This window comes from Pseudomonas sp. KNUC1026 (assembly GCF_021650705.1).
Lineage (GTDB): Bacteria > Pseudomonadota > Gammaproteobacteria > Pseudomonadales > Pseudomonadaceae > Aquipseudomonas.
On the sequence record NZ_CP087138.1, the window covers coordinates 610,342 to 632,427 of the forward strand.

A 22,086-nucleotide genomic window follows, 5' to 3' on the forward strand; every position below is an offset into this window, starting at 1 on the left:
ACCCATTGCCATTTCTGGCCCAAGCTCAAGCGATAAGTGAAGCCCGACATGACCCAAGCCCTGTCCATACGACAGCTGACAAAAACCTACGGCAACGGTTTCCAGGCCCTCAAGGGGATCGACCTGGACGTGGCCGAAGGTGAGCTTCTTCGCCCTGCTCGGCCCCAACGGGGCGGGCAAATCCACCACCATCGGCGTGCTCTCGACCCTGGTGAACAAAAGCTCCGGCACGGTCAACGTGTTCGGCCATGACCTGGACAAGGAGCCTGCCAAGCTCAAGCGCTCGATCGGCGTGGTGCCGCAGGAATTCAATTTCAACCAGTTCGAGAAGACCTTCGACATTGTGGTTACCCAGGCCGGCTACTACGGTATCCCGGCCAAGGTCGCCCGTGAGCGTGCCGAGCAGTACCTGAACCAGCTGGGCCTGTGGGACAAGCGTGATACGCCGTCTCGCTCGCTGTCCGGCGGCATGAAGCGGCGGCTGATGATCGCCCGCGCGCTGATCCACGAGCCGCGCTTGCTGATCCTCGACGAGCCCACCGCTGGTGTGGACATCGAGCTGCGCCGCTCGATGTGGACCTTCCTCACCGAGCTCAACCGCAAGGGCACCACCATCATCCTTACCACGCACTACCTGGAAGAGGCCGAGCAGCTGTGCCGCAACATCGGCATCATCGACCACGGCACCATCGTGCAGAACACCAGCATGCGCAACCTGCTGGGCAAGCTTACGGTCGAGACCTTTCTGCTCGACCTGGGCCGCGACCTCGACCACGCTCCGGAGCTGCCTGGCTATCCCTGCCGGCTGGTCGATGCCCACACCCTGGAAGTGCAGGTGGACAAGGCCGCCGGTGTGACTGCGCTGTTCGCAGCGCTCGCCGAACGCAACATCCCGGTGAGCAGCCTGCGCAACAAGACCAACCGCCTGGAGGAACTGTTCGTGTCCCTGGTCGAACGTAACCTTGCGAAGGTGGCCCTATGAGCGAGCTTTCAGCCAACCTGGTGGCGCTGAACACCATCGTCTACCGCGAAATCCGCCGCTTCATGCGCATCTGGCCGCAGACCCTGCTGCCGCCTGCGATCACCATGGTGCTGTACTTCGTGATCTTCGGGAACCTGATCGGCCGGCAGATCGGCGGCATGGGCGGGTTCAGCTACATGCAGTACATCGTGCCGGGGCTGATCATGATGTCGGTGATCACCAACTCCTACGGCAACGTGGTCTCCAGCTTCTTCGGCGCCAAGTTCCAGCGCTCGATCGAGGAACTGATGGTGTCTCCGGTGTCGCCGCACACCATCCTGGTCGGCTATGTGCTGGGCGGCGTGCTGCGCGGGCTGGCGGTGGGCCTGATCGTGACCCTGCTGTCGCTGTTCTTCACCGACCTGCAGGTGCACCACTTGGGCATCACTGTGCTGGTGGTGGTGCTCACTGCGACGATCTTTTCGCTGCTGGGTTTCGTCAACGCGGTGTTCGCACGCAACTTCGATGATATTTCGATCATCCCGACCTTCGTTCTGACGCCGCTGACCTACCTGGGCGGGGTGTTCGATTCGATCAACCTGCTGCCGCCGATCTGGCAGACCATCTCGCTGGCAAACCCCGTGCTGCACATGGTCAACGCCTTCCGCTACGGCATCCTCGGCGTTTCCGATATTCGCATCGGCGTGGCGATCACCTTCATGCTGGTGTCGACCGTGGTGCTGTACTTCTGCTGCACGCGGTTGCTGGTGAGCGGGCGAGGGATGCGCTCCTAGTCTCGATACGCTCTTGAACCAGTGAGAGGGCGGCTTGCCGCGCGACAAGTCGATACTCGTCGCGCGGCAAGCCGCCCTCCGCACTTTTTCTGCCGGGTGCGCCTTGAGTTTTTGTGACAAGTGCTGAAAAACATTTCTGCCGGTCTGGGCTATAGCTGCACAGGCACAGATTGCAGAGGTGAATATGGGGCCAAGGATGGCTGCATTGGCTGCCGGGCTGCTGGCATTGCGCTGGCTGCCGGCGTTGCCGACAGGTTGGATGTTGGGGCTAGGGGCGTTGTTGGCAGTGGTTTGCCTGTGGCGCGGGCATTGGCTGCCGGGATGGTTCCTGGCGGGGCTGTGCTGGGCCTGCCTGTCGGCGCAATGGGCGCTCGATGAGCGGCTGCCGCCGGCGCTGCACGGTGAAACGTTCTGGCTGGAAGGGCGTGTCACCGGCCTGCCGCGTGAGGACGGGCGCAGCGTGCGCTTCGAGCTGCGGGATGTGAGCGCGCGCCGCGCCGAATTGCCCACGCGCCTGCGCCTGAGCTGGTTCGCAGGCCCGCCGGTGCGCGATGGCGAACGCTGGCGCCTGGCGGTGACCCTGCGCGAGCCGCGGGGCCTGGTGAACCCTGGCGGCTTCGATCAGGAAGCCTGGCTGTTGGCGCAACGCATTGGCGCGCAGGGCAGTGTGAAAGATGGTCAACGCCTACAGGCCGCCACCTCATGGCAATGGCGTGAGCGCCTGGCCGAACGCCTGCTGGCGGTGCCCGCTCAAGGCTACGAGGCAGTGATCGCGGCGTTGGTGCTAGGTGACTCCCGTGGGCTGAAACCCGAGCAATGGCAGATGCTGCAGGCCACCGGCACGGTGCATTTGCTGGTGATTTCCGGCCAGCACATCGGTGTGTTCGCGGGGCTGCTCTACGGCTTGGTGGCGGGCCTGGCTCGGCTGGGGCTGTGGCCAGCGCGCTGGCCCTGGTTGCCCTGCGCGTGCCTGGCGAGCATGGCTGGCGCGTTGGGGTATGGGGCATTGGCAGGCTTCGGCGTGCCCGTACAGCGCGCCTGCCTGATTCTGGCCTGGGTGCTGCTGTGGCGGCTGACCTATCGCAGGCCGAGCCTTGGGCTGCCGCTGCTGGGGGCACTGTGCGGGGTGCTGCTGGCCGAGCCATTGGCCAGCCTGCGGCAGGGCTTCTGGCTGTCGTTCGCGGCGGTGGCGATATTGCTGCTGGGGTTCTCCGGGCGCCTGGGCGGCTGGCCGCTCTGGCAAGCCTGGCTGCGCCCGCAATGGTTGACGGCCATAGGCCTGGCGCCCTGGCTGGTGGCACTTGGGCTGCCGGTCAGCGTCAGCGGGCCGTTGGCGAACCTGTTTGCCGTGCCTTGGGTGAGCCTGGTGGTTTTGCCGGGCGCGCTGGCCGGTACGGCGCTGCTGCTGGTGTGGCCGTGGGCGGGGCAGGGGCTGCTGATTGGCGTGGGGCATGCCTTGGCGTTGTTGTTTGGCGCACTCGAGCACTTGGCGGGCCTGGCTGCGCCTCTGGAAGTCCCCGCGCCGCCAGGCTGGGCCTGGCCGCTGATCGCCCTGGGCGTGCTGTGGTGGCTGGCACCGGCTGGGGTGCCGCTGCGCTGGCTTGGCCTGCCGCTGATGGCGCTGCTGTTCTGGGCACCCCGCCCGGCCCCGCCGCACGGCGAGGCCTGGGTCACTCAACTGGATGTCGGCCAAGGCCTGGCGGTGCTGGTGCGCACCCGTGACCACGCGTTGCTGTACGACGCCGGGCCCACCCTTGGCGGCAGCGACGCCGGCCAGCAGGTGGTGGTGCCCAGCCTTCGGCAACTGGGCGTGCGCAGGCTCGACGGCCTGCTGATCAGCCACGGCCACCTGGACCACGCCGGTGGTGCCACCAGCGTGCTCAAAGCCTTGCCTACTGGCTGGCGCCGCGCTGGCGACCCGCACACCCTGCCCGAGGGCTACGACCCCTGCGAAAGCGGCGCGCAATGGGATTGGAACGGCGTGCGCTTCAGCCAGTGGCGCTGGCAGGCGGCGAAGGAGGGCAACCTTGCCTCGTGCGTGCTGCTGATCGAAGCCGGCGAGCAGCGCCTGTTGCTGCCCGGCGATCTGGAACTGCCAGGCGAACAGGCGTTGCTGCGCGAGCGCCCCGATTGGCGCGCAGAGTGGCTGCAAGCACCTCATCACGGCAGCAAGACCTCCTCCAGTGCAGCACTGCTCGACGGCCTGGGTGTGCGACAGGTGATGATCCCGCGCGGCAGTGCCAACCGTTTTGGCCATCCGCATCCGCAGGTGCTGGCCCGCTATACGGCGCGCGGCATCCAGATACACGACACCGCCGTGCATGGCGCACTGTGGCTACGCCTGGGCAGCACCGAGCCGCCTGAGCGCTGGCGCGAGCGGCCACGCTTCTGGCGTTTGCCCTGACCCTTGTGTCGCCGCGCCTTCGGCAGCCACGCCGGGCTGTGGTAGAGTGGCGGCCTTTTTTCGAGGGGCGCTTACTGTGTGGGAATTGGTCAAAGCCGGCGGTTGGATGATGGTGCCGATCATTCTGAGCTCGGTCGTGGCGCTGGCGATCGTCGCCGAGCGCCTGTGGACACTGCGCGCCAGCCGTGTCGCTCCCGACCACCTGGTGGGCCAGGTGTGGCGCTGGATCAAGGACAAACAGCTGAACAAGGAACGCCTCAAGGAGCTGCGCGCCGGCTCGCCTCTGGGTGAGATTCTCGCCGCAGGCCTGGCCAACTCCCGCCATGGCCGCGAGATCATGAAAGAGTGCATCGAGGAGTCCGCCTCGCGCGTGATTCACGAGCTGGAGCGCTACATCAGCACCCTCGGCACCATCGCCGCCATGGCCCCGCTGCTGGGCCTGCTGGGCACGGTACTCGGCATGATCGACATCTTCAGCGCCTTCACCGCCACCGGCATGAGCGCCAACGCCTCGGTGCTCGCCGGCGGTATTTCCAAAGCGCTGATCACCACGGCCTCGGGCCTGATGGTCGGTATTCCTGCGGTGTTCTTCCACCGCTTCCTGCTGCGCCGGGTCGACGAACTGGTGGTGAGCATGGAGCAAGAGGCGATCAAACTGGTGGAAGTGGTGCAGGGCGAGCGTGACGTCGACATGGCCGAGGTGGCTGCGTGAAATTCCGTCGCCGCCGCCAGCGCGAGCACATCGACATCAACCTGGCGTCCCTGATCGATATCGTGTTCGTGCTGCTGCTGTTCTTCGTGGTCACTACCACCTTCACCCGCGAAACCCAACTGCGCGTCGAGCTGCCTCAGGCGGTGAGCGGTGCGCCGAGCGAGCTGGACGAAAAACGCATCGACATCGCCATCAGCGCCGATGGCGAATACGCGGTCAACGACAAGCGCCTGCCCAAGAGTGACCTCGACACGCTGATGAGTGCGATCAAGAGCGAGGCCGGCGAAAACACCGCCTTGCCGATGTCCATCAGTGCCGACGGCAAAACCCCGCACCAGGCAGTCATCACCGCAATGGACGCCGCCGGCAAGCTGGGCTTCAGCAAGCTCTCGATGACCACCATCGAAGCGCAGGGCCATTGATGGGCCTGGGCGACCGGCTGCTCAAGGCCTGGTACACAGGCCACCCGGCACCGGCGCTGCTGGCGCCGCTCGAAGCGCTCTACCGCCGCGTGGCCCGCAACAAACGCGAACGCTACCTCAGTGGCCAGGCCCATGCCTGGCGCGCGCCGTGCCCGGTGCTGGTGGTGGGCAACATCACCGTCGGTGGCACCGGCAAGACGCCGATGATTCTCTGGATGGTCGAACGCTGCCGCGCACTTGGGCTGCGGGTGGGCGTGGTCAGCCGTGGCTACGGCGCCAAACCGCCCAGCTTGCCGTGGCGTGTGAATGCGAGCGATGCGCCGGAAGTGGCCGGTGACGAGCCGCTGCTGATCTTGCAGCGCAGTCGCGTGCCGATGGTGATCGACCCTGACCGCTCCCGCGCCGTGCAGGCTCTGTTGGCCGCCGAGCCGCTGGACCTGGTGCTCAGTGACGACGGCCTGCAGCACTACCGCCTGGCCCGGGATCTTGAGCTGGTGCTGATCGACGCAGCCCGCGGCCTGGGCAATGGCCGCTGCCTGCCGGCGGGGCCGCTGCGGGAACCGGCCGAGCGCCTGAGCAGTGTCGACGCGGTGCTCTTCAACGGCGCCCGGCACGACACCGAGCAAGGCTTCGGCTTCGTGCTGCGGCCTTCGGCGCTGGTGAACCTGGCCAGCGGCGAGCGCAAAAGCCTCGAGCATTTCGCGCCCGGCCAGGCGCTGCACGCGGTGGCCGGCATCGGTAACCCGCAGCGTTTCTTCGACACCCTGGAAGCGCTACACTGGCGGCCTGTGCACCATGCGTTCGCCGACCACGCGCGCTTCAGCGCCCAGGCGCTGGATTTCCAGCCTGCCCTGCCGCTGGTGATGACCGAAAAGGACGCGGTCAAATGCCGGGCCTTTGCCCAGCCGAACTGGTGGTACCTGGCGGTGGACGCACAACCTTCCCAAGCCTTCCAGGCCTGGTTCGACGCGCAGGTGCAGGCCCTGGTGGCCCGCTACGCGCGCTGACCGGCCGCAGCCGATCAAGGACACCCATGGACACCAAGCTGCTCGACATCCTCGCCTGCCCGATCACCAAAGGCCCGCTCAAGCTCAGCGACGACAAGCTCGAACTGATCAGCAAAGGCGCGGGCCTTGCCTACCCGATCCGCGACGGCATCCCGGTGATGCTCGAAACCGAAGCCCGCACCCTGACCGACGACGAGCGCCTGGACAAACGATCCCCGCGTTCACCGTCGTCATCCCGGCCCGTTACGCCTCCACCCGCCTGCCCGGCAAGCCGCTGCAACTGATCGCCGGCAAGCCCATGGTGCAGTGGGTGTGGGAGCAGGCCAGCAAGAGCGGCGCCGAGCGCGTGGTGGTGGCCACTGACGACGCCCGCATCCTCGAAGCCTGCGCAAGCTTCGGCGGCCAGGCGATCCTCACCCGCGCCGATCACGAGTCCGGCACCGACCGGCTCGCTGAAGTGGCCCAGGCATTGAACCTCGCCGCCGACGCCATCGTGGTCAACGTGCAGGGCGACGAGCCGCTGATTCCGCCGCAGGTGATCGACCAGGTGGCCGCCAACCTCGCTGCCCACCCCGAGGCGCGCATGGCGACCCTGGCCGAGCCGATCGAAACGGTCGAGGCGCTGTTCAACCCCAATATCGTCAAGGTCGTCAGCGACAAGGCGGGCCTGGCCCTGACCTTCAGCCGCTCGACGCTGCCCTGGGCACGCGACGCGTTGGCCAGGGCCCCCGACGTGCTGCCGGCCGGCGTGCCCTATCGCCGCCACATCGGCATCTACGCCTACCGCGCAGGCTTCCTGCAGGACTTCGTCGCCTGGGGCCCATGCTGGCTGGAGCAGACCGAAGCGCTGGAGCAGCTGCGCGCGCTGTGGCACGGCGTGCGCATTCATGTGGCCAATGCCCTGATCGCCCCGCCCACCGGCGTCGATACCCCTGAAGATCTCGAGCGCGTAAGGCGCTTGCTGGAGGCCTGATGCGCATCCTGTTCGTGTGCCTGGGCAACATCTGCCGCTCGCCCACCGCCGAAGGCGTGCTGCGTCAAAAGCTGGCCGACGCAGGCCTCGGCCAGCGTTTCGAAGTGGCGTCGGCCGGCACCGGCGACTGGCACGTGGGCAAGGCCCCCGATACTCGCACCCAGGCTGCGGCGCGCAAACGCGGCTATGACCTGAGCGCGCAACGGGCGCAGCAGGTCGACGCCGAAGATTTCTTCTCTCGCGACCTGATCCTGGCCATGGACCGCGCCAACCTGGCGCACCTGGAGCGCATGCGCCCCGAGGGCAGCCCCGCGCGGCTGGCGCTGTTTCTGGAGTTCACCGGCTCAACCGTGGCCGAGGTTCCTGATCCCTACTATGGCGGCGAAGACGGCTTCAGCGAGGTGCTCGACCTGATCGAAGCGGGCTGCGACACGCTGGTGGCCGAATACGGAGGCCAGCGGTGAGCCTGGCGGTCGAGCAGGGCGCTTCTCTGCAACCGTGGAACACGTTCGGCGTGCAAGCGCATGCCGAACGCTTCGTGCAGGTGCACAACGACGATGAGCTGCGCCAGGCCTTGGCGCTGGCCGAGCACAACGGCTGGCCGGTGCGGGTGATTGGCGGCGGCAGCAACCTGGTGCTGGCGCGCGACGTGGCGGGCCTGGTGATTCGCATGGCCAGCCGGGGCATTCGCGTGCTGGGCGATGGCCTGGTCGAAGCCGAGGCCGGCGAGCCCTGGCACCCCTTCGTGCAATACACCCTCGCCCAGGGCCTGGCCGGCCTTGAGAACCTCAGCCTGATCCCCGGCACCGTGGGCGCAGCGCCGATGCAGAACGTGGGCGCCTACGGCGTGGAGGTCAAGGACGTCTTCGCCGGCCTCACCGCACTGGACCGCCACAGCGGAGAGCTGCGCGAGTTCTCCTTGAGCGAATGCGAATTCGGCTACCGCGACAGCCGCTTCAAGCGCGAGGCTGGCCGCTGGGTGATCCTGCGGGTGCGTTTTCGATTGAGCGCCGAGGCCCCACTGCATCTGGACTACGGCCCGGTGCGCCAGCGCCTGGCCGAGCAGGGCATCGATGCGCCGACTGCGCAGGATGTGAGCCGCGCCATCTGTTCGATCCGCCAGGAAAAGCTCCCCGACCCTGCGGTGCTGGGCAATGCCGGCAGTTTCTTCAAGAACCCGGTGATCCCGCAGGCTCAGGCCGATGCGCTGCGCGAGCGCTACCCGGACCTGGTGAGTTACCCGTTGCCGGGTGGTGAGGCCAAGCTCGCCGCCGGTTGGCTGATCGACAAGGCCGGCTGGCGGGGCTACCGCGATGGCGCGGTCGGCGTGCATGCGTTGCAGGCGCTGGTGCTGGTCAACCACGGCGGCGCCACCGGCGCACAGGTGCTGGGGCTGGCCGAGCGAGTCCAGGCCGATGTGCGCGAGCGCTTCGGCGTGATGCTGGAGATGGAACCCAACGTGCTCTGAGCCCCGCCATGCCGCCGATCCCGCTCGACACCGATGCGCAGACCGCCATCACCCGTGAGGTGGTAATGCGCTATCACTTGGCATGGAAGCGCCGCGATCTGGAGGCGATTCTCGCGATCTACCACCCCGACGTGCAGTACAACGATTTCTTCCAGGCCCGCAGCATGGGCCTGGCGGAGCTGCGCCAATACGTCATCGGCACGCTGCCGCGCCACCCTGATGAATACCTGGAGCACAACGACCGTATCCGCGTCGATGGCAGTACTGCGTTCATCCAGTATCAGACAGCCCTTCAGGGCGGCGGGCAGCGCGTGGTGTTCCGTTCGAGCGAGGCGATCACCGTCTGCGACGGGCTGATCCTGCAGGTCAACGAATACGCGTCACTGGTGCGCGAGCAACTGCCGGGTAGCGAGCAGCGCCCGGCACCGGCCATCAGCAAACTGGGCCTGTCGGCGCGGCAATTGAGTTTCATGGCGCGCGACCTGGAGGACTACTTCAGCCAGCAGCAGCCGTTTCGCGATCCCGAGCTGAGCCTGGCGCGGGTGGCCACGGCCACCGGCTACAGCCGCAACCAGATGTCCTACCTGCTCAACCAGGTGCTGGGCCAGAGCTTCTACCGCTACGTGACCCAGGCACGCCTGGCCTGGCTGCTGGAACGCCTGAACGAGGCGGGGCCTGCCGCAGCGGTCGATGAGCTGGCCGCCAGTGCCGGCTTCAATTCCACTTCGGTGTTCTACAAAGCCTTCCGCGCCCACACCGGCAGCACGCCCAAGGCCTGGCTCAAGGCGCATTGCGCGCGTACCCGCTGACAAGACAGCCACACGCCCACCCGCATAACCTCTGCCGGCATGTGAACGGTGGAGGCGGCGATGAGCGACTGGCGGGCAGTGAGCCTGTGGATGGACCAACTGCAAGGGCCACTGGTGCCACGCCCGGCGCTGAACGAGGCGCTGGAGGCGGACGTGGCGATCATCGGCGCCGGTTACACCGGGCTGTGGACTGCCTGGTACCTCAAGCAGCAGGCGCCGCACCTGAACATTGTCGTTCTCGAAGCGCGGATTGCCGGCTTCGGCGCCTCCGGGCGCAACGGCGGCTGGCTGATGGGCAACCTGCTCGGCGAAGACCGCCTGCTGGCGCCGCTCGCCGCACCGGAGCGCAAGGCGGCCTTCGCGCTGCTGCACGGCATCCCCGATGAGGTGGCGCGGGTGTGCCAGGCCCAGGGCATCGACTGCGAACTGCGCAAGGGCGGGGTACTCTACTGCGCGGCGCGCTACCCCGAGCAGGAGCGGCGCCTGCGTGAGCAATTGCAAGCCGCGCGCGCCGAGGGCCTGGGCGAAGGCGATTACCGCTGGCTGAGCCCGGAGGCGCTGCGTGAGCAACTGAATGTGGCCAATGCCTATGGCGCGCTGTATTCGCCGCACTGCGCAACCATTCAGCCGGCCAAGCTGGTGCGCGGCCTTGCCGAGGCCGTGGAGCGGGCCGGCGTGCGCATTTTCGAGCAGAGCGCGGTGCTCGATTGGCAGCCCGGCTGCGTGCGCACTGCCGCAGGCGAGGTGCGCGCCAGCTGGGTGGTGCCGGCAGTGGAGGGGTATTCGAGCCAACTGCCGCCGTTGAACCGCCACCATGTGGCGGCACAGAGCCTGATCGTGGCCACCGAGCCATTGTCCTCGCAGCTGTGGGCGCAGATCGGCCTGGACCGCGGCCAGGCCTTCAGCGAGAACAGCCGGCAGGTTACCTATGGCCAGCGCACGCGCGACGATCGCCTGGTATTCGGCGCCCGTGGCGGCTACCGCTTCGGCGGGCGCCTGCGTGAAGATTTCAACCTCAGCCAGGCCGAGCGCCAATTGCGCCAAGGTTTGTTCAGCGACCTGTTCCCGATGCTGCGCAATGTGCGCCTGACCCACGCCTGGGGAGGCAACCTAGGCGTTGCCCGGCGCTTCCAGCCGCACATGCTGATCGACCGCCGCCAGCAGGTGGCACTGGCCGGAGGCTTTGGCGGGGAGGGCGTCGGCGCCAGCAACCTGGGCGGGCGCACCCTGGCTGCGCTGATCCTGGGCCAGCACAACGAACTGACCGAGCAGCCCTGGGTGTGGAACGACCGCCCACTGGCCGCGCTGCCGCGCTGGGAGCCCGAGCCGCTGCGCTGGCTGGGCTACAACGCGATCATCCAGAGTTTCGTCCATGAAGACCGCGTGCTCGCCAACCCGCAGGCGCCGCGCTGGCGCCGCTCGATGGCCGAAGGCCTGGCCGCGACCATGGAACGCCTGATGCACACCCGGGAGCCATTCGCATGACCATCGAACATTTCAAGAACACCCACACCCTCGCCTTGGGCGAACCTGGCCCGGTCGCCGTGCCGCTGGGCGAGCCGCTGTCGCAGGTGGCCACCCACAGCGTCGAGCGCAGCGATGGCGTGGAGGCCGGGGTCTGGGAATGCACGCCCGGGCGCTGGCGGCGGCAGATCGTGCAGCAGGAGTTCTGCCATTTCGTGCAGGGCCGCTGCACCTTCATCCCCGACGAAGGCGAGCCCATCGAGATCCAGGCCGGCGACGCGCTGGTGTTCCCTGCGAACACCACGGGTATCTGGGATGTACAACAAACCGTTCGCAAGAGTTACGTGCTGATTTTCTGACTGCCCCCCACAACATCTAAAACCACAGAGGTTGGCGTCATGTTCAAGACTTTCGCGGTCCCCTTGCTTTTGGCTGTGTCCACCGCCCATGCGGCCGAAACGGTGCGCATCTACAACTGGAGCAGCTACATCGCGCCCGACACTCTCAAAGTGTTCACCGAGCGCACCGGTTACCCTACCCAGTACGACCTCTACGACAGCAACGAGGTGCTCGACGCCAAGCTCTCGGCAGGCCATTCCGGCTACGACGTGGTGTTCCCTTCCAACCACTTCATGGCGCGGCAGATCACCGCTGGGGCCCTCAAGCCGCTGGACCGCAGCAAGTTGCCCAACTGGCAAAACCTCAACCCTGCGTTGATGAAGGCGCTGGAGGCCAACGACCCGGGCAACCGTTATGGTTTCCCCGATCTGTGGGGCAGCACTGGCATCGGCTACAACATCGACAAGGTCAAGGCAGTGCTGGGCGACACGCCCATCGACTCCTGGGACGTGGTGTTCAAGCCTGAAAACATGAAGAAACTCGCCAAATGCGGCGTGGCCTTTCTCGACAACGGCCCGGAAATCCTCCCCATCGCGCTCAACTACCTGGGCCTGCCGCACCACAGCCAGAACAAGGCCGACTACGATAAGGCCCAGGCCTTGCTGATGGGCGTGCGCCCTTACGTGCGCTATTTCCACAACTCCAAGTACACCAGCGACCTGGCCAACGGTGACGTGTGCCTGGTGGTGGGGTTTTCCGGGGACGTGATGCAGGCCGCCTCCCGCGCCAGCGAGGCGCACAACGGGCAGAAGATCGCCTACGTGATTCCCAAGAGGGCTCGCCGATGTGGTTCGACATGGTCGCCATGCCCGCCGACGCCCCAGACGAGGCGGCAGGCTATGCGTACCTGAACTACCTGCTGGAGCCGGCGGTGATGGCCAGCATCAGCAATGCGGTGCATTACGCCAATGGCAACGCGGCGGCGGATTCGCTGGTGGACCCGGCCGTGCGCAACGACCCGATGGTGTACCCGCCGGAGCAAGTGATGCAGAAACTGTTCGTACTGCAAGCGGTGCCGCTGGCCACCGACCGCATGCGCACGCGGATCTGGAGCCGGGTGAAGAACGGCGAGTGATGCCCCTGGCAGGGGAGGGCGCCTGCGAACCCGGGCGCTCTCAAGTTTTTTGAAAAAACTTCAAGCAGGCTATTGACTTAGGTCTGCCGGATGCCCAGAATGCGCCACCTCAGCGAAGCAAAGGGTGATTAGCTCAGCCGGGAGAGCATCTGCCTTACAAGCAGAGGGTCGGCGGTTCGATCCCGTCATCACCCACCACTTCGTGAGTACTGTTTCAAATCGGGCGTCAGCCCGGCCGACGCGCAGCGGTAGTTCAGTCGGTTAGAATACCGGCCTGTCACGCCGGGGGTCGCGGGTTCGAGTCCCGTCCGCTGCGCCATTTTACTTCCAGCCTTTGCACTTCACGGTGCTCTGGTTGAGACCGAAGCCTCACCCCGCATCGGTCAGCCAGCGTCAAACGAAACGCAGCGGTAGTTCAGTCGGTTAGAACACCGGCCTGTCACGCCGGGGGTCGCGGGTTCGAGTCCCGTCCGCTGCGCCATATTCGTGCATGAGCCTTTGAACAGCTCGGCACACACAAAAAAGCGACCTTAGGTCGCTTTTTTGCTTTCTGCGTCGTCGATGCACGTCGCCGTTGCACGCCGCCCGGCAAGCCGGCCTCCCACAAAGAGGCCCGGCATCGACTCGGCCTCCGCGCAGATCACTCGGTGGGCGGCTTGCCGCGCGACGTGTGTCGCTGACCATGCAGGCCTCCCACTACAACCTGGCTAGCGCTTCAAGAGGTCCAGGTTTCCCCACCCGGCCAGTCCTTGGTCGGAATGTCCGCAATGGTCCCATCCTTGACCCCGTCGATCCCGTAGCGCTCGATCGCCTCACCCAGCACCGTGCCGAACGAATCCTGCTGGGCCTGCTGCTGCCCTTCCTTGACCAGGCCAGGAATGAGAGCCCCCAGCACGGCCACGCCTGCGCCGAGAAAACCGAGCACACCAGCGGTGCCCGCCAGGGCCGGCAAAAAGCGTGGCAGGTTCGCGCCGAGCAGGCCCAGCGTGCCTTCTGCAGCCGACGCAGTGCCGGCGAGCACGCCCAAGGAGCCCGCAGTGATGCTAAAGCCGCCGCTCAGGTTGTCGCCCCGGCGAATCGCCTGCACACCGTCGAAAATGCCGTAGGCGCCAGCAGCGATCCCGGCCAGGCCACCGATGCCCTTGGCGGCTTCCTCGAAGTTCTTCGAGATCTTGACGTAGTTCTCGCCCTTGTTGACGTTGGCTTCGACCTTGTTGAGCAAGTCGCCGGCCAGGCCCGCGTTGTTCATGTCCTTGATCAGGTCCTTGCCCTTTTCAGCGCGTCGGCCATGTACGTCTGGTAGCCCTTGGCGCCGCCTTCGGTCAGCACGGTGGCGGTTTGCACAGAGCCGGTGGCGATGTCGACGATGTTACGGTCGGTGAGGTTCTTGCCGCTCTGCGCACCGCGCGAAATGGTCACGCCGGCCAGGAACAGCCCGCTCACCGCATGCAAGGTGCCGCTGCCGTAAGCGCCCTTGGCATCGCCGCTGGGGTCGAAGTCCGACAGCTTGCCGAACTTGTCCAGTGCCTTGGTGCCCTGGCGCATCAGGTCCCAGTTGCCACGGAAGCCCGAGAGCACCTGGTCGGTCGTGGCCATGGTGCCGTCGGCGTTCATCAGCAGTTCGGGCGACTCGGTGCGCATCTGGTCGATGAGCTTGCGGATCTTGTCCTCGTCCAGCTCGTCGCCGCCGTTCTTGCCGTAGGCCTTCTTGATGTCTTCGAAGCTTGAGCCCTTGAACAGGTTCTCCTGGGTGACGGTGGAGAAATTGTCGTTGACCTGCTTGTCGAACTGGGCAGTGAAGGTCGGGTCCAGCGTGGCGTTGTACAGCGCGATTTCCATGCTGTAGCTGGCGGCGGCCTGCTCCGGCGTCTGGGTCTTGAGCAGCTCGCGCATGCGATCCCCGGTGGCCAGTTGGTCCTTGTAGAAGGTTTTGAGCTCCTCGGCGTGCTTGGATTTGCCCACGCCGCCCTGGATTTCAGCGGCGTCGCTCTTGCCGAGCATGGTCTGCATGCTCTGGGCGGTAGCGTAGTAGCTGGTCAGCGCAGCGGTCTGGTCGGTCTTGCCGTCCTTGGTGGCCGCATCCCAGGCCTTGTCGAGCGCCTTGCCTGACTTGATCTCGTCGTCGTAGGTTTTGCCCACGGCCTCTTTCAGGCCCGGATTGGCCTCGAACAGGCTCTTGAGCCCTTCGTCGCCCTTGTCCTTGATGAACTTGGCGGTGTCCGGGTCTTTCTGCAGAAGGCTGATGTGCTCGTTGATGTCCTGCAGCAGTTTCTCCGGCTCCCAGAACGCGCCGGAGCTGTTGGCGATGGCCACCTTGCCGTAGTCGGTGCTCCACATGCCGGCGTTGGCGCCGTCGATCACCAGTTTCTGCGCGTTCTGCAGGTCCAGCAGCACGGCGGCCTTTTGCTCGGCGCTGTACTTCTCCAGGGTGCTCGAACACGTCTTTGCCCAGCTTGCTGGTGTCGACATGGCTGGTGATGTTGCCCGAGACCACGCCCTGCATCAGGGTGGTCAGGCCAGCAGCATCCTTGGGCGCTTCCTTGCTCAGCCAGGTCGTGATATCAGCCCTGTTGGCCTTGCCGTCGGCGCTGCCGCCAAGGCTTGCGGAAGCGGTGTCCAGTTGCCGGAAGGCGCCGGGCTGGGAGAAGAAGTCCAGCGCTTCCTTCTCCTGCTGGCTCAACTGCGGGTTGGCGTTCTTGTAGTCCTTGATGTTCTGCTCGGTCAGGGCATCGCCTGCCCCGGTCTTGCCGCGGATCGAATCGTACTTCTGGTCGAGGATCGCAGCGTATTGCGCGACCTGCCTGGAGCCTGCATCGGCATCCGGGTTGGCCTTGAGGTAATCCTTGTAGCTGGTGATGTCGCTGCTGGCCTGGGGTTTGGCCAGTTGCGAGAAGCCGTACTTGCCGAAATCCTGCAGGCGCCCGGCCTCGGTACCGTGTTTGGCTTCGCCGCCCTTGGTAAAGCCGTCGATGCTGCTGTTGGCGACATCGCCACCGCTGAGCACTTCACCTTTCTCGTTGTAACCGACCACGCGGTCGAGCACCTGGCTTGCGCGGAAGGCCGCATTGGCGTCGGTATCGAAATCGCCCACGCGCTCCTTGAGTGCATCTTTCACGCCGCTCTGGTTGCCGAGGTTCTTGAGCAGTGGGTTGGCGTCGATGATGTCCTGGGCGCTGCGTTTGTCGTCCTTGGGCAGTTCCCAGACGATGCCGGCCGCTTCGGCGTCCTTGCGTGCCTGCGCATCGCCGCCCACGTCCGAGGCGTGGGTGAGGGTGCCCTTGAGGCTGTCGAAGCCGCCCTTGCCGAAATCCTGCAAGCGGCCAGCTTCAGTGCCGTGCTTGGCTTCGCCGCCTTTGGTGAAGCCGTCGATGCTGCTGTTGTCGACATCGTTGCCGGCCAGGCGCTGGCCGTTTTCATCGAAACGCACCACGTGGTCGAGCACTTGGGCCGCGCGGAAGGCAGCATCCGGGTCGCGCTCGAAGTCACCGACCTGCTCCTTGAGCATGTCCTTGACGTGGCTCTGGTTACCCAGGTTTTTCAGCAAGGGGCTCGAGTCGATGATGTCCTGGGCCGAGCGTTTGTCGTTCTCGGGCGTTCCCACTTGATGCCCAGCGCTTCGGCTTTTTCGCGGTTTTCCTTGTTCTCGCTGGCGGCCTCGATATGCTTGAGCTCGCCCTTGAGGTTCTCGAAACCGTACTTGCCAAAATCCTGCAAACGCCCGGCTTCGGTGCCGTGCTTGGCATCGCCGCCCTTGGTGAACCCGTCGACTCGGCTGTTGCCGATGTCACCGCCGACCAGGCGCTTGCCGCCTTCGTCGAACTGCTCTACATGGTCGAGCACCTGCACGGCGCGGTAGGCCGCATCCGGGTCTTTCTCGAAATCGCCGACACGGTCCCTGAGCTTGTCCTTCACGCCGCTCTGGTTGCCCAGGTTCTTGAGCAGGGGGCTGGAGTCGATGATCTCCTGCGCGCTGCGGTTGTCGCCTTTCGGGCGTTCCCATTCGATACCGGCGTCTTTGGCCTTGGCGCGATCGACAGCGTCGCCCCATTGGTTGTTGCTGTCGCTGCGCTCGTTGCTGGCGACTTTCTCGACTGACACAGACATTGACCGTCCTCCTTGGGTGATGGATGCCAAAGGCAGTGACTGCGAACGCCTGGACAGACGCACTGCTTCGATCGGCAAGGCTGTGCCCCTTATAGGTGCGGCATATGAATCGAAAGTGACAGCAATGTGGCAGGGCAGGGCGGCCGCTCACCGGTAACGCTGCAGCCCCTGTGAGCCAAGGGCGAGGGGCTGTTGTGAAATGTTGTTAAACAAGCACCCTGGGGGCTTGTGCACGGTGCGCACCCGCCCGGCGTTATCGGCTAGCATGGGGCAGTCTTTCCCTCACTGATCCCGGTGGCCCAGCCATGCAACAGCTTTATTTCGACTACGCCGCGACGACGCCCATCGACGACGCCGTGATTACCGACATGCTCAGCTGCATGGGCCGCGCCAGCACCTTCGGCAACCCGGCGTCGGCGTCCCACGGCTTCGGCCAGCGCGCGCGCCTGGCGGTGGAAACCGCACGCGAGCAGGTGGCTGCGCTGGTGGGCACGCAGGCGGGCAACATTATCTGGACGTCCGGTGCGACCGAGTCGAACAACCTGGCGCTCAAAGGCCTCGCCGCCAAGGCGGGTGAGCGCCGGCACCTGATCACCAGCACGATCGAACACAAGGCGGTGCTCGACACGGTGCTTCAATTGCAGCGAGAGGGTTTCGAGGTCACCTGGCTGGCGCCTGATCGGGACGGCCTGATCCAGCCCCAGGCGGTGGCAGAGGCACTGCGAGGTGACACGCTTGCGGTGTCGCTGATGCTGGTTAACAACGAGCTGGGCACGCTCACCGACATTCAGGCGATTGGCGCTCTGGTGCGTGCCCACGGCGCCTTGCTGCATGTGGATGCTGCCCAGGCCGCTGGCAAGGTGGCGATCGACCTGGCGACGCTGGCCGTGGACCTGATGTCGTTCTCTGCTCACAAAAGCTACGGCCCCAAGGGCATCGGTGCATTGTTCGTCGGTGAACGGGCACGGCCATGCCTGGGCGCGCAGATCCACGGTGGCGGGCATGAGCAGGGCTTGCGCTCCGGCACCCTGGCCACGCACCAGATCGTCGGCATGGGCAGCGCTTTTGCCCTTGCCGGGGCGCAGCGCGAAGCTGAATGGGCGCGCCTGAGCGGCCTGAGCCTGGATTTGCGCGAACGCCTGCTGGCATTGCCGGGCGTGGCCCTCAACGGCCATCCCACGCAGCGCGTGCCACACACGGTGAACCTGTGCATCGGCCACCCGTTCTTCAACATGCGCCAGTTCTCCGAGCAGGTGGCTTTTTCCTCGACCTCGGCCTGCAACTCCGCGAGCAGCGGGCCTTCGCACGTGTTGCGGGCGCTGGGGCTCAGTGATGCTCAGGCATCAGGCAGCGTGCGCCTGAGCCTGGGGCGTTACACCACCGCGCAGGATGTCGAGCAGTTGGTGCAGATTATCAAGGGCTGTTTGCCCGGTGCCTGATTCCAGGGGCCGGAGGTTGGGCATCGATCACAAGGATGAAAAATGTTGAAACTGCTTGGGCGTACTTCATCGATCAACGTACGCAAGGTGCTCTGGGCATGCCAAGAGCTTGGCCTGCCGCTGGAGCGGGAAGAGGATTGGGGGCTGGGGTTTCGCTCGCCGCAGGCGCCAGCCTTCATGGCATTGAACCCGAACGCGCAGATCCCGGTATTGATCGACGATGATTTCGTACTGTGGGAGTCCAACAGCATCCTGCGCTACCTGGCCAATGCCTATGGCGGGGAGGCGGTGTATCCGGCCAGCGTTCGCCAGCGCGCGGCGGTGGACCAGTGGATGGACTGGCAAGCCGTTGAGCTGAACCCGGCCTGGAGTTATGTGTTTCATTCACGAGTGCGCAAGCACCCAGATTTTCAGGACCCTGCCGCGCTGCTCAAAGGCCAGGTGCGCTGGGCCGCGGCGATGGGCATTCTGGAGCAGCAGCTGTGCAAGACACAGGCGTTCGTGGCTGGCGAGCACTTCAGCCTGGCGGACATCGTGATCGGGCTGTCGGTGAACCGGTGGTTCGGCACGCCATTCGAGCATCCGCACTTTCCGGCGATCGAGCAGTACTACCAAAGGCTCGGTGGCCGTGAGGCTTTCGAACTGTACTGCGGGCCAGGGCAACCCTGAACCGGTCAGTTACACGTCGCGCGGCAAGCCGCCCTCCCACTCAAAAAAATCTGCGGCGCAGTTCAGAGTAGTGGGAGGGCGGCTTGCCGCGCGACGAACGACGAACCAACCTCAACGGTGCGCTGGCCTGCTCACCACTAACCCCGCCGGGTTGCTGCTCTCGACCTTGCCCGCCACCGCTGGCGCCGTTTCGCGCATCTTCAACGCACACACCGTCGAGATCACCCCTAGCGAGCTGAACAGCAGCGCCGGCCCCATCCAGCCCACCTGCGAGTAGATTGCCGTGGCGATGAAGGGCAGGGCGCCGGCGATCAGCGAGGCGCAGTTGTAGCCCAGCGAGATGCCTGAAGAGCGTACGTTGGCCGGGAACTGCTCGGAGAACCAGCTCGACTCCACCGCAAAGATCGGGTCGTGGCTCAGCAGCAGCGACACCGCCACCGCAGCGACGATCATCACGGTGACGCCGCTGTTGATCATCAGGAACATCGGAATGCCAAAGGCGATGGTGAAGATCGACCCCAGCAGGAACACCGGCTTGCGCCCGATGCGGTCGCTCAAGGCACCGAACAGCAAGTGGCTGACCAGCCCCAGGGCTGAGCCGATCATGGTGCCCCAGAGCACGTTTTCCTTGGCCGCCACGTTGGCCAGCAGCACGTACGACAGCATGAAACTGGTAGCGATGTAGTACCCGCCGGTTTCAGCCAGGCGGGCGCCGGCCAGTTGCAGGATCTTGCGCCAGTCGTTGCGCAGGGCATGCAGCGCGGGCTGCTCGACCAGGGTGTTCTCAGCCTTGGCCTGTTCGAAAGCCGGTGACTCGCTCACGCCCAGGCGGATGTACATGCCCACCGCGACCATCACCACCGAAAACAGGAACGGCGCACGCCACACCCAATCGCCTTCCAGAAAGGCCGAGGACAACAAAAAGGCGCCGTTGGCCATCAGCAAGCCCATAGGAATCCCGATTTGCGGCACCGCACCGAAGAAGCCACGGCGGTTGGCCGGTGCATGCTCGCAGGCCATCAGCACCGCGCCACCCCATTCGGCACCGAAGCCGATGCCTTGGAGCATGCGCAGGAAAATCAGCAGCAAGGGCGCGATCACCCCGGCCTGCTCGTAGGTGGGCAGGGCACCGATCAGCACCGTAGCTCCGCCCATGGCCAGCAGCGACCATAGCAGCACCGCCTTGCGCCCCACGCGGTCACCGAAGTGGCCTGCGAGGTACCCACCCAGCGGGCGCATGAAAAAGCCCACTGCCATAGTGGCGAAGGCCGCAAGGATACCGACGATGGGCTCGGTGGTGTGGAAGAACACCTTGCCGAACCAGCCGGCGGCCGCTGTGCCGTAGATGAAAAAGTCATAGCTCTCCACTGCCGACCCGATCATCGAGGCGAAGGAGACCTTGGCGGCATTGCCGCCGGGTTGGGTTGAGGCTGATCGAGTGTCGCTCATGGCTGACTCCGAACATTATCGTTGTTGTAGCGGGCGGCGAACCGCCCTTCGGTATCGCAACAGCGTCAGGGCGCGGCAGCGCCCAGGTTTCGATCACACGGCTGTCGTCGCGCTTGCCCAGGCCTGCTTCGGTCGCCTGGGTGAAGCGCTGGTGAGCGATGTCGAGCAACGGCACCTGCGCATCGCAGGCCCGGGCTGCCTCGGCCACCAGGCCACTGTCCTTGACGAAGATATCCACCATACTGGTGACCCGCGTGTCGGTGCCTTCGAGCATGCGTGGGCCGCGGTCGGAGAGCATCCATGAACCGCCGGCGCCTTGTTCGATCAGCGCCAGTACCTGGGCCGGGTCCAGCTCGAGCGAGCGCGCCAGGTTCAGCGCTTCGGCAGCGGCCACCAGGTGCACCGAGCACAGGTGCTGGTTGACCACCTTGATCGCCTGGCCATCCCCGACCTGAGCACCCACCGGCTTGACGCTGCCCATCGCCCGCAGCACCGGCGACACATGGTCCAGTGCTTGCGCCGTGCCGGACGCGAAGATCAGCAGGCTGCCGGTTTGCGCGCGTGCGACGCCGCCGGTCACCGGCGCGTCCACCACCACGATGCCGCGGCTGGCCAATCGCGCGCCTTGCTCGCGCACCGCGGCCGGGCCGACCGTGCTCATGATCACCCAGTGCTGGCCGGGGGTGGCCTGGCTGAACTGGTCGACCAACGCCGCCAATTGCGCGGGCGTGGCGACCATCACCACCACCACGTCGGCTTCCAGTGCCGCGCGCCAGTCACCGCTGGCTTCCAGGTGCTGGGCCTGGGCTGTCTGGCGCCCGGCTTCGCTCAACTCGATACCGACCACCGTGTGGCCGGCGCCTTGAATCTGCAGTGCCATGGGCAGGCCGATGGCCCCCAGGCCGATGAATGCAACGTTCATGCGGGGTACTCCTCAGGCCAGCCACTGTTGGATGCGGGCCACCATGGTGTCGGTGGAAATGCCGTAGCGGTCGTGCAGGGTGGGCAGGGCGCCGGCGTCGAGAAAGGCATCGGGCAGGGCGATTTGCTGGAAGGCCGGGCTCACCCGCGCCTTGAGCAGCGCCAGCGCCACCGCTTCACCCAGGCCGCCCACGGTGCTGTGGTTTTCCGCCACCACCACCAGGCGCCCGCTGCGCCGGCATTGCTCGATGATGGTTGTTTCATCGAGCGGCTTGAGGGTCGGCACATGCAACACGGCCACCTCCGCAGCGCCGCCCTGCATGCGCTCGGCCACCTCCAGCGCACGCATGGTCATGATGCCGCTGGAGATGATCAGCACATCCTTGCCATCGCGCAGCAGCTTGGCTTTGCCCAGCTCGAAGCGATAGCCGTACTCGTCCAGCAGCAGCGGCACCTTGCCGCGCAGCAAGCGCATGTACACCGGCCCCTGATGCTCGGCCATCGCGGCCACGGCCTGGGTGGTGTCGAGCGCATCGCACGGGTCGATCACGGTCATGTTGGGCACCGCGCGCATCAGCGCCAGGTCGTCGGTGGCCTGGTGGCTGGGGCCGTAGCCGGTGGTCAGCCCGGGCAGCGCGGCGCAGATCTTGACGTTGAGGTTCTCCTCGGCGATCACCTGGTGAATGAAGTCGTAGGCCCGGCGGGTGGCGAACACCGCGTAGGTGGTGGCAAAAGGCGCCAGGCCCTCTTTGGCCATGCCGCCGGCGGCGGCCATCAGCAGCTGCTCGGCCATGCCCATCTGGAAGTGCCGCTCGGGGAAGGCCTGGCCGAAGATGTGCAGGTCGGTGTACTTGGAAAGGTCGGCGGTCAGGCCGACGATATTCGGGTTATGCCGCGCGGCTTCCACCAGCGCATGGCCGAACGGGGCGGCCTCGGTGCGCTGGCCTTCGCTGGCGATCGAGGCAATCATCGCCGAGGTGGTCAGGCGAGGCTTTTTCAGGGCTTCGACGCTCATG

At 65.7% G+C, this 22,086-nt stretch carries 16 protein-coding genes, 3 tRNA genes and 4 pseudogenes; 19 read left to right on the plus strand and 4 right to left on the minus strand.

What is annotated here, in order from left to right; translation table 11 throughout:
* The first annotated feature begins 48 nt into the window (after positions 1-48).
* The 17 genes and pseudogenes from LN139_RS02500 to LN139_RS02580 all read left to right on the plus strand — a co-directional run bounded on the left by LN139_RS02500 (position 49) and on the right by LN139_RS02580 (position 12,969).
* Positions 49-982 (plus strand): annotated as a pseudogene (locus LN139_RS02500) (ABC transporter ATP-binding protein).
* Positions 979-1,755: an ABC transporter permease gene (locus tag LN139_RS02505; RefSeq protein ID WP_236358453.1), complete on the plus strand. Its 777-nt coding sequence runs from the start codon at positions 979-981 to the stop codon at positions 1,753-1,755. The pseudogene LN139_RS02500 and the gene LN139_RS02505 overlap by 4 nt, the downstream one beginning before the upstream one ends.
* Positions 1,756-1,939: 184 nt before the next feature.
* Complete coding sequence (locus LN139_RS02510) at positions 1,940-4,159, plus strand: DNA internalization-related competence protein ComEC/Rec2 (protein WP_442964370.1); 2,220 nt, start codon at positions 1,940-1,942, stop codon at positions 4,157-4,159.
* A gap of 76 nt (positions 4,160-4,235) precedes the next feature.
* A complete protein-coding gene (locus LN139_RS02515; protein WP_236358457.1) occupies positions 4,236-4,871 on the plus strand; it encodes a MotA/TolQ/ExbB proton channel family protein in 636 nt (211 codons plus the stop codon).
* Complete coding sequence (locus LN139_RS02520; protein WP_236358459.1) at positions 4,868-5,293, plus strand: ExbD/TolR family protein; 426 nt, start codon at positions 4,868-4,870, stop codon at positions 5,291-5,293. Before LN139_RS02515 ends, LN139_RS02520 begins: the two co-directional genes overlap by 4 nt.
* Positions 5,293-6,300 carry a tetraacyldisaccharide 4'-kinase gene (gene lpxK / locus LN139_RS02525; protein ID WP_236358461.1) on the plus strand — a complete coding sequence of 336 codons (1,008 nt, stop codon included), beginning with the start codon at positions 5,293-5,295 and terminating at the stop codon, positions 6,298-6,300. The genes LN139_RS02520 and lpxK overlap by 1 nt, the downstream gene beginning before the upstream one ends.
* Positions 6,301-6,326: 26 nt before the next feature.
* A pseudogene (locus LN139_RS02530) lies at positions 6,327-6,509 on the plus strand (Trm112 family protein); the annotation flags it as partial.
* A gap of 2 nt (positions 6,510-6,511) precedes the next feature.
* Entirely contained in the window at positions 6,512-7,273 is a 762-nt protein-coding gene (gene kdsB / locus LN139_RS02535; RefSeq protein ID WP_236360229.1) for a 3-deoxy-manno-octulosonate cytidylyltransferase, read from the plus strand.
* Entirely contained in the window at positions 7,273-7,737 is a 465-nt protein-coding gene (locus tag LN139_RS02540; protein ID WP_236358463.1) for a low molecular weight protein-tyrosine-phosphatase, read from the plus strand. Before kdsB ends, LN139_RS02540 begins: the two co-directional genes overlap by 1 nt.
* The gene (gene murB / locus LN139_RS02545) at positions 7,734-8,741 is read left to right on the plus strand and encodes a UDP-N-acetylmuramate dehydrogenase (RefSeq protein WP_236358465.1); all 1,008 of its coding nucleotides are present in this window, start codon (positions 7,734-7,736) and stop codon (positions 8,739-8,741) included. The genes LN139_RS02540 and murB overlap by 4 nt, the downstream gene beginning before the upstream one ends.
* Positions 8,742-8,749: 8 nt before the next feature.
* Positions 8,750-9,550 (plus strand): helix-turn-helix domain-containing protein, encoded by an 801-nt coding sequence (locus tag LN139_RS02550; RefSeq protein WP_236358467.1) that lies wholly within the window; start codon positions 8,750-8,752, stop codon positions 9,548-9,550.
* Between the two features lie 60 nt (positions 9,551-9,610).
* The gene (locus LN139_RS02555) at positions 9,611-11,035 is read left to right on the plus strand and encodes an NAD(P)/FAD-dependent oxidoreductase (protein ID WP_236358469.1); all 1,425 of its coding nucleotides are present in this window, start codon (positions 9,611-9,613) and stop codon (positions 11,033-11,035) included.
* A complete protein-coding gene (locus LN139_RS02560; RefSeq protein ID WP_236358471.1) occupies positions 11,032-11,373 on the plus strand; it encodes a cupin domain-containing protein in 342 nt (113 codons plus the stop codon). The genes LN139_RS02555 and LN139_RS02560 overlap by 4 nt, the downstream gene beginning before the upstream one ends.
* 39 nt (positions 11,374-11,412) lie before the next feature.
* A pseudogene (locus tag LN139_RS02565) lies at positions 11,413-12,488 on the plus strand (polyamine ABC transporter substrate-binding protein).
* Positions 12,489-12,610: 122 nt separating this feature from the next.
* Positions 12,611-12,686, plus strand: a tRNA-Val gene (locus tag LN139_RS02570).
* Positions 12,687-12,730: 44 nt separating this feature from the next.
* Positions 12,731-12,807: transfer RNA gene (locus tag LN139_RS02575), tRNA-Asp, on the plus strand.
* A gap of 85 nt (positions 12,808-12,892) precedes the next feature.
* A tRNA-Asp gene (locus LN139_RS02580) sits at positions 12,893-12,969 on the plus strand.
* 234 nt (positions 12,970-13,203) lie between these two features.
* Here the strand turns inward: LN139_RS02580 and LN139_RS25360 are convergent.
* Positions 13,204-16,592: pseudogene (locus LN139_RS25360) on the minus strand (type III effector HrpK domain-containing protein).
* 305 nt (positions 16,593-16,897) lie between these two features.
* Here LN139_RS25360 and LN139_RS02590 point away from each other — a divergent pair.
* Together LN139_RS02590 and LN139_RS02595 are read left to right on the plus strand one after the other, a co-directional pair.
* Positions 16,898-18,031, plus strand: a complete 1,134-nt coding sequence (locus tag LN139_RS02590) for a cysteine desulfurase family protein (protein ID WP_236358473.1) — start codon at positions 16,898-16,900, stop codon at positions 18,029-18,031.
* A gap of 42 nt (positions 18,032-18,073) precedes the next feature.
* On the plus strand, positions 18,074-18,700 hold the full coding sequence (locus LN139_RS02595; protein WP_236358475.1) for a glutathione S-transferase family protein: 627 nt from the start codon (positions 18,074-18,076) through the stop codon (positions 18,698-18,700).
* A 111-nt stretch (positions 18,701-18,811) separates the two neighbouring features.
* Here the strand turns inward: LN139_RS02595 and LN139_RS02600 are convergent, their stop codons facing one another.
* The 3 genes from LN139_RS02600 to LN139_RS02610 are packed head-to-tail and all read right to left on the minus strand — an operon-like array spanning position 18,812 to position 22,085.
* Positions 18,812-20,149: an MFS transporter gene (locus LN139_RS02600; RefSeq protein ID WP_236358477.1), complete on the minus strand. Its 1,338-nt coding sequence runs from the start codon at positions 20,147-20,149 to the stop codon at positions 18,812-18,814.
* Positions 20,055-21,071, minus strand: a complete 1,017-nt coding sequence (locus LN139_RS02605; RefSeq protein ID WP_236358479.1) for an NAD(P)-dependent oxidoreductase — start codon at positions 21,069-21,071, stop codon at positions 20,055-20,057. Before LN139_RS02605 ends, LN139_RS02600 begins: the two co-directional genes overlap by 95 nt.
* A gap of 12 nt (positions 21,072-21,083) precedes the next feature.
* Complete coding sequence (locus tag LN139_RS02610; protein ID WP_236358481.1) at positions 21,084-22,085, minus strand: transketolase family protein; 1,002 nt, start codon at positions 22,083-22,085, stop codon at positions 21,084-21,086.
* Between the last annotated feature and the right edge of the window lies 1 nt (position 22,086).

What these genes read in the sequence shown, in the direction of transcription:
- LN139_RS02550 (WP_236358467.1), top strand. Translation starts at nt 8,750, where the DNA reads ATGCCGCCGATCCCGCTCGACACCGATGCGCAGACCGCCATCACCCGT.
- LN139_RS02555 (WP_236358469.1), top strand. Translation starts at nt 9,611, where the DNA reads ATGAGCGACTGGCGGGCAGTGAGCCTGTGGATGGACCAACTGCAAGGG.
- LN139_RS02505 (WP_236358453.1), top strand. Translation starts at nt 979, where the DNA reads ATGAGCGAGCTTTCAGCCAACCTGGTGGCGCTGAACACCATCGTCTAC.
- lpxK (WP_236358461.1), top strand. Translation starts at nt 5,293, where the DNA reads ATGGGCCTGGGCGACCGGCTGCTCAAGGCCTGGTACACAGGCCACCCG.
- LN139_RS02510 (WP_442964370.1), top strand. Translation starts at nt 1,940, where the DNA reads ATGGGGCCAAGGATGGCTGCATTGGCTGCCGGGCTGCTGGCATTGCGC.
- LN139_RS02560 (WP_236358471.1), top strand. Translation starts at nt 11,032, where the DNA reads ATGACCATCGAACATTTCAAGAACACCCACACCCTCGCCTTGGGCGAA.
- LN139_RS02610 (WP_236358481.1), bottom strand. Translation starts at nt 22,085, where the DNA reads ATGAGCGTCGAAGCCCTGAAAAAGCCTCGCCTGACCACCTCGGCGATG.
- LN139_RS02605 (WP_236358479.1), bottom strand. Translation starts at nt 21,071, where the DNA reads ATGAACGTTGCATTCATCGGCCTGGGGGCCATCGGCCTGCCCATGGCA.
- LN139_RS02600 (WP_236358477.1), bottom strand. Translation starts at nt 20,149, where the DNA reads ATGAGCGACACTCGATCAGCCTCAACCCAACCCGGCGGCAATGCCGCC.
- LN139_RS02590 (WP_236358473.1), top strand. Translation starts at nt 16,898, where the DNA reads ATGCAACAGCTTTATTTCGACTACGCCGCGACGACGCCCATCGACGAC.
- LN139_RS02540 (WP_236358463.1), top strand. Translation starts at nt 7,273, where the DNA reads ATGCGCATCCTGTTCGTGTGCCTGGGCAACATCTGCCGCTCGCCCACC.
- LN139_RS02595 (WP_236358475.1), top strand. Translation starts at nt 18,074, where the DNA reads ATGTTGAAACTGCTTGGGCGTACTTCATCGATCAACGTACGCAAGGTG.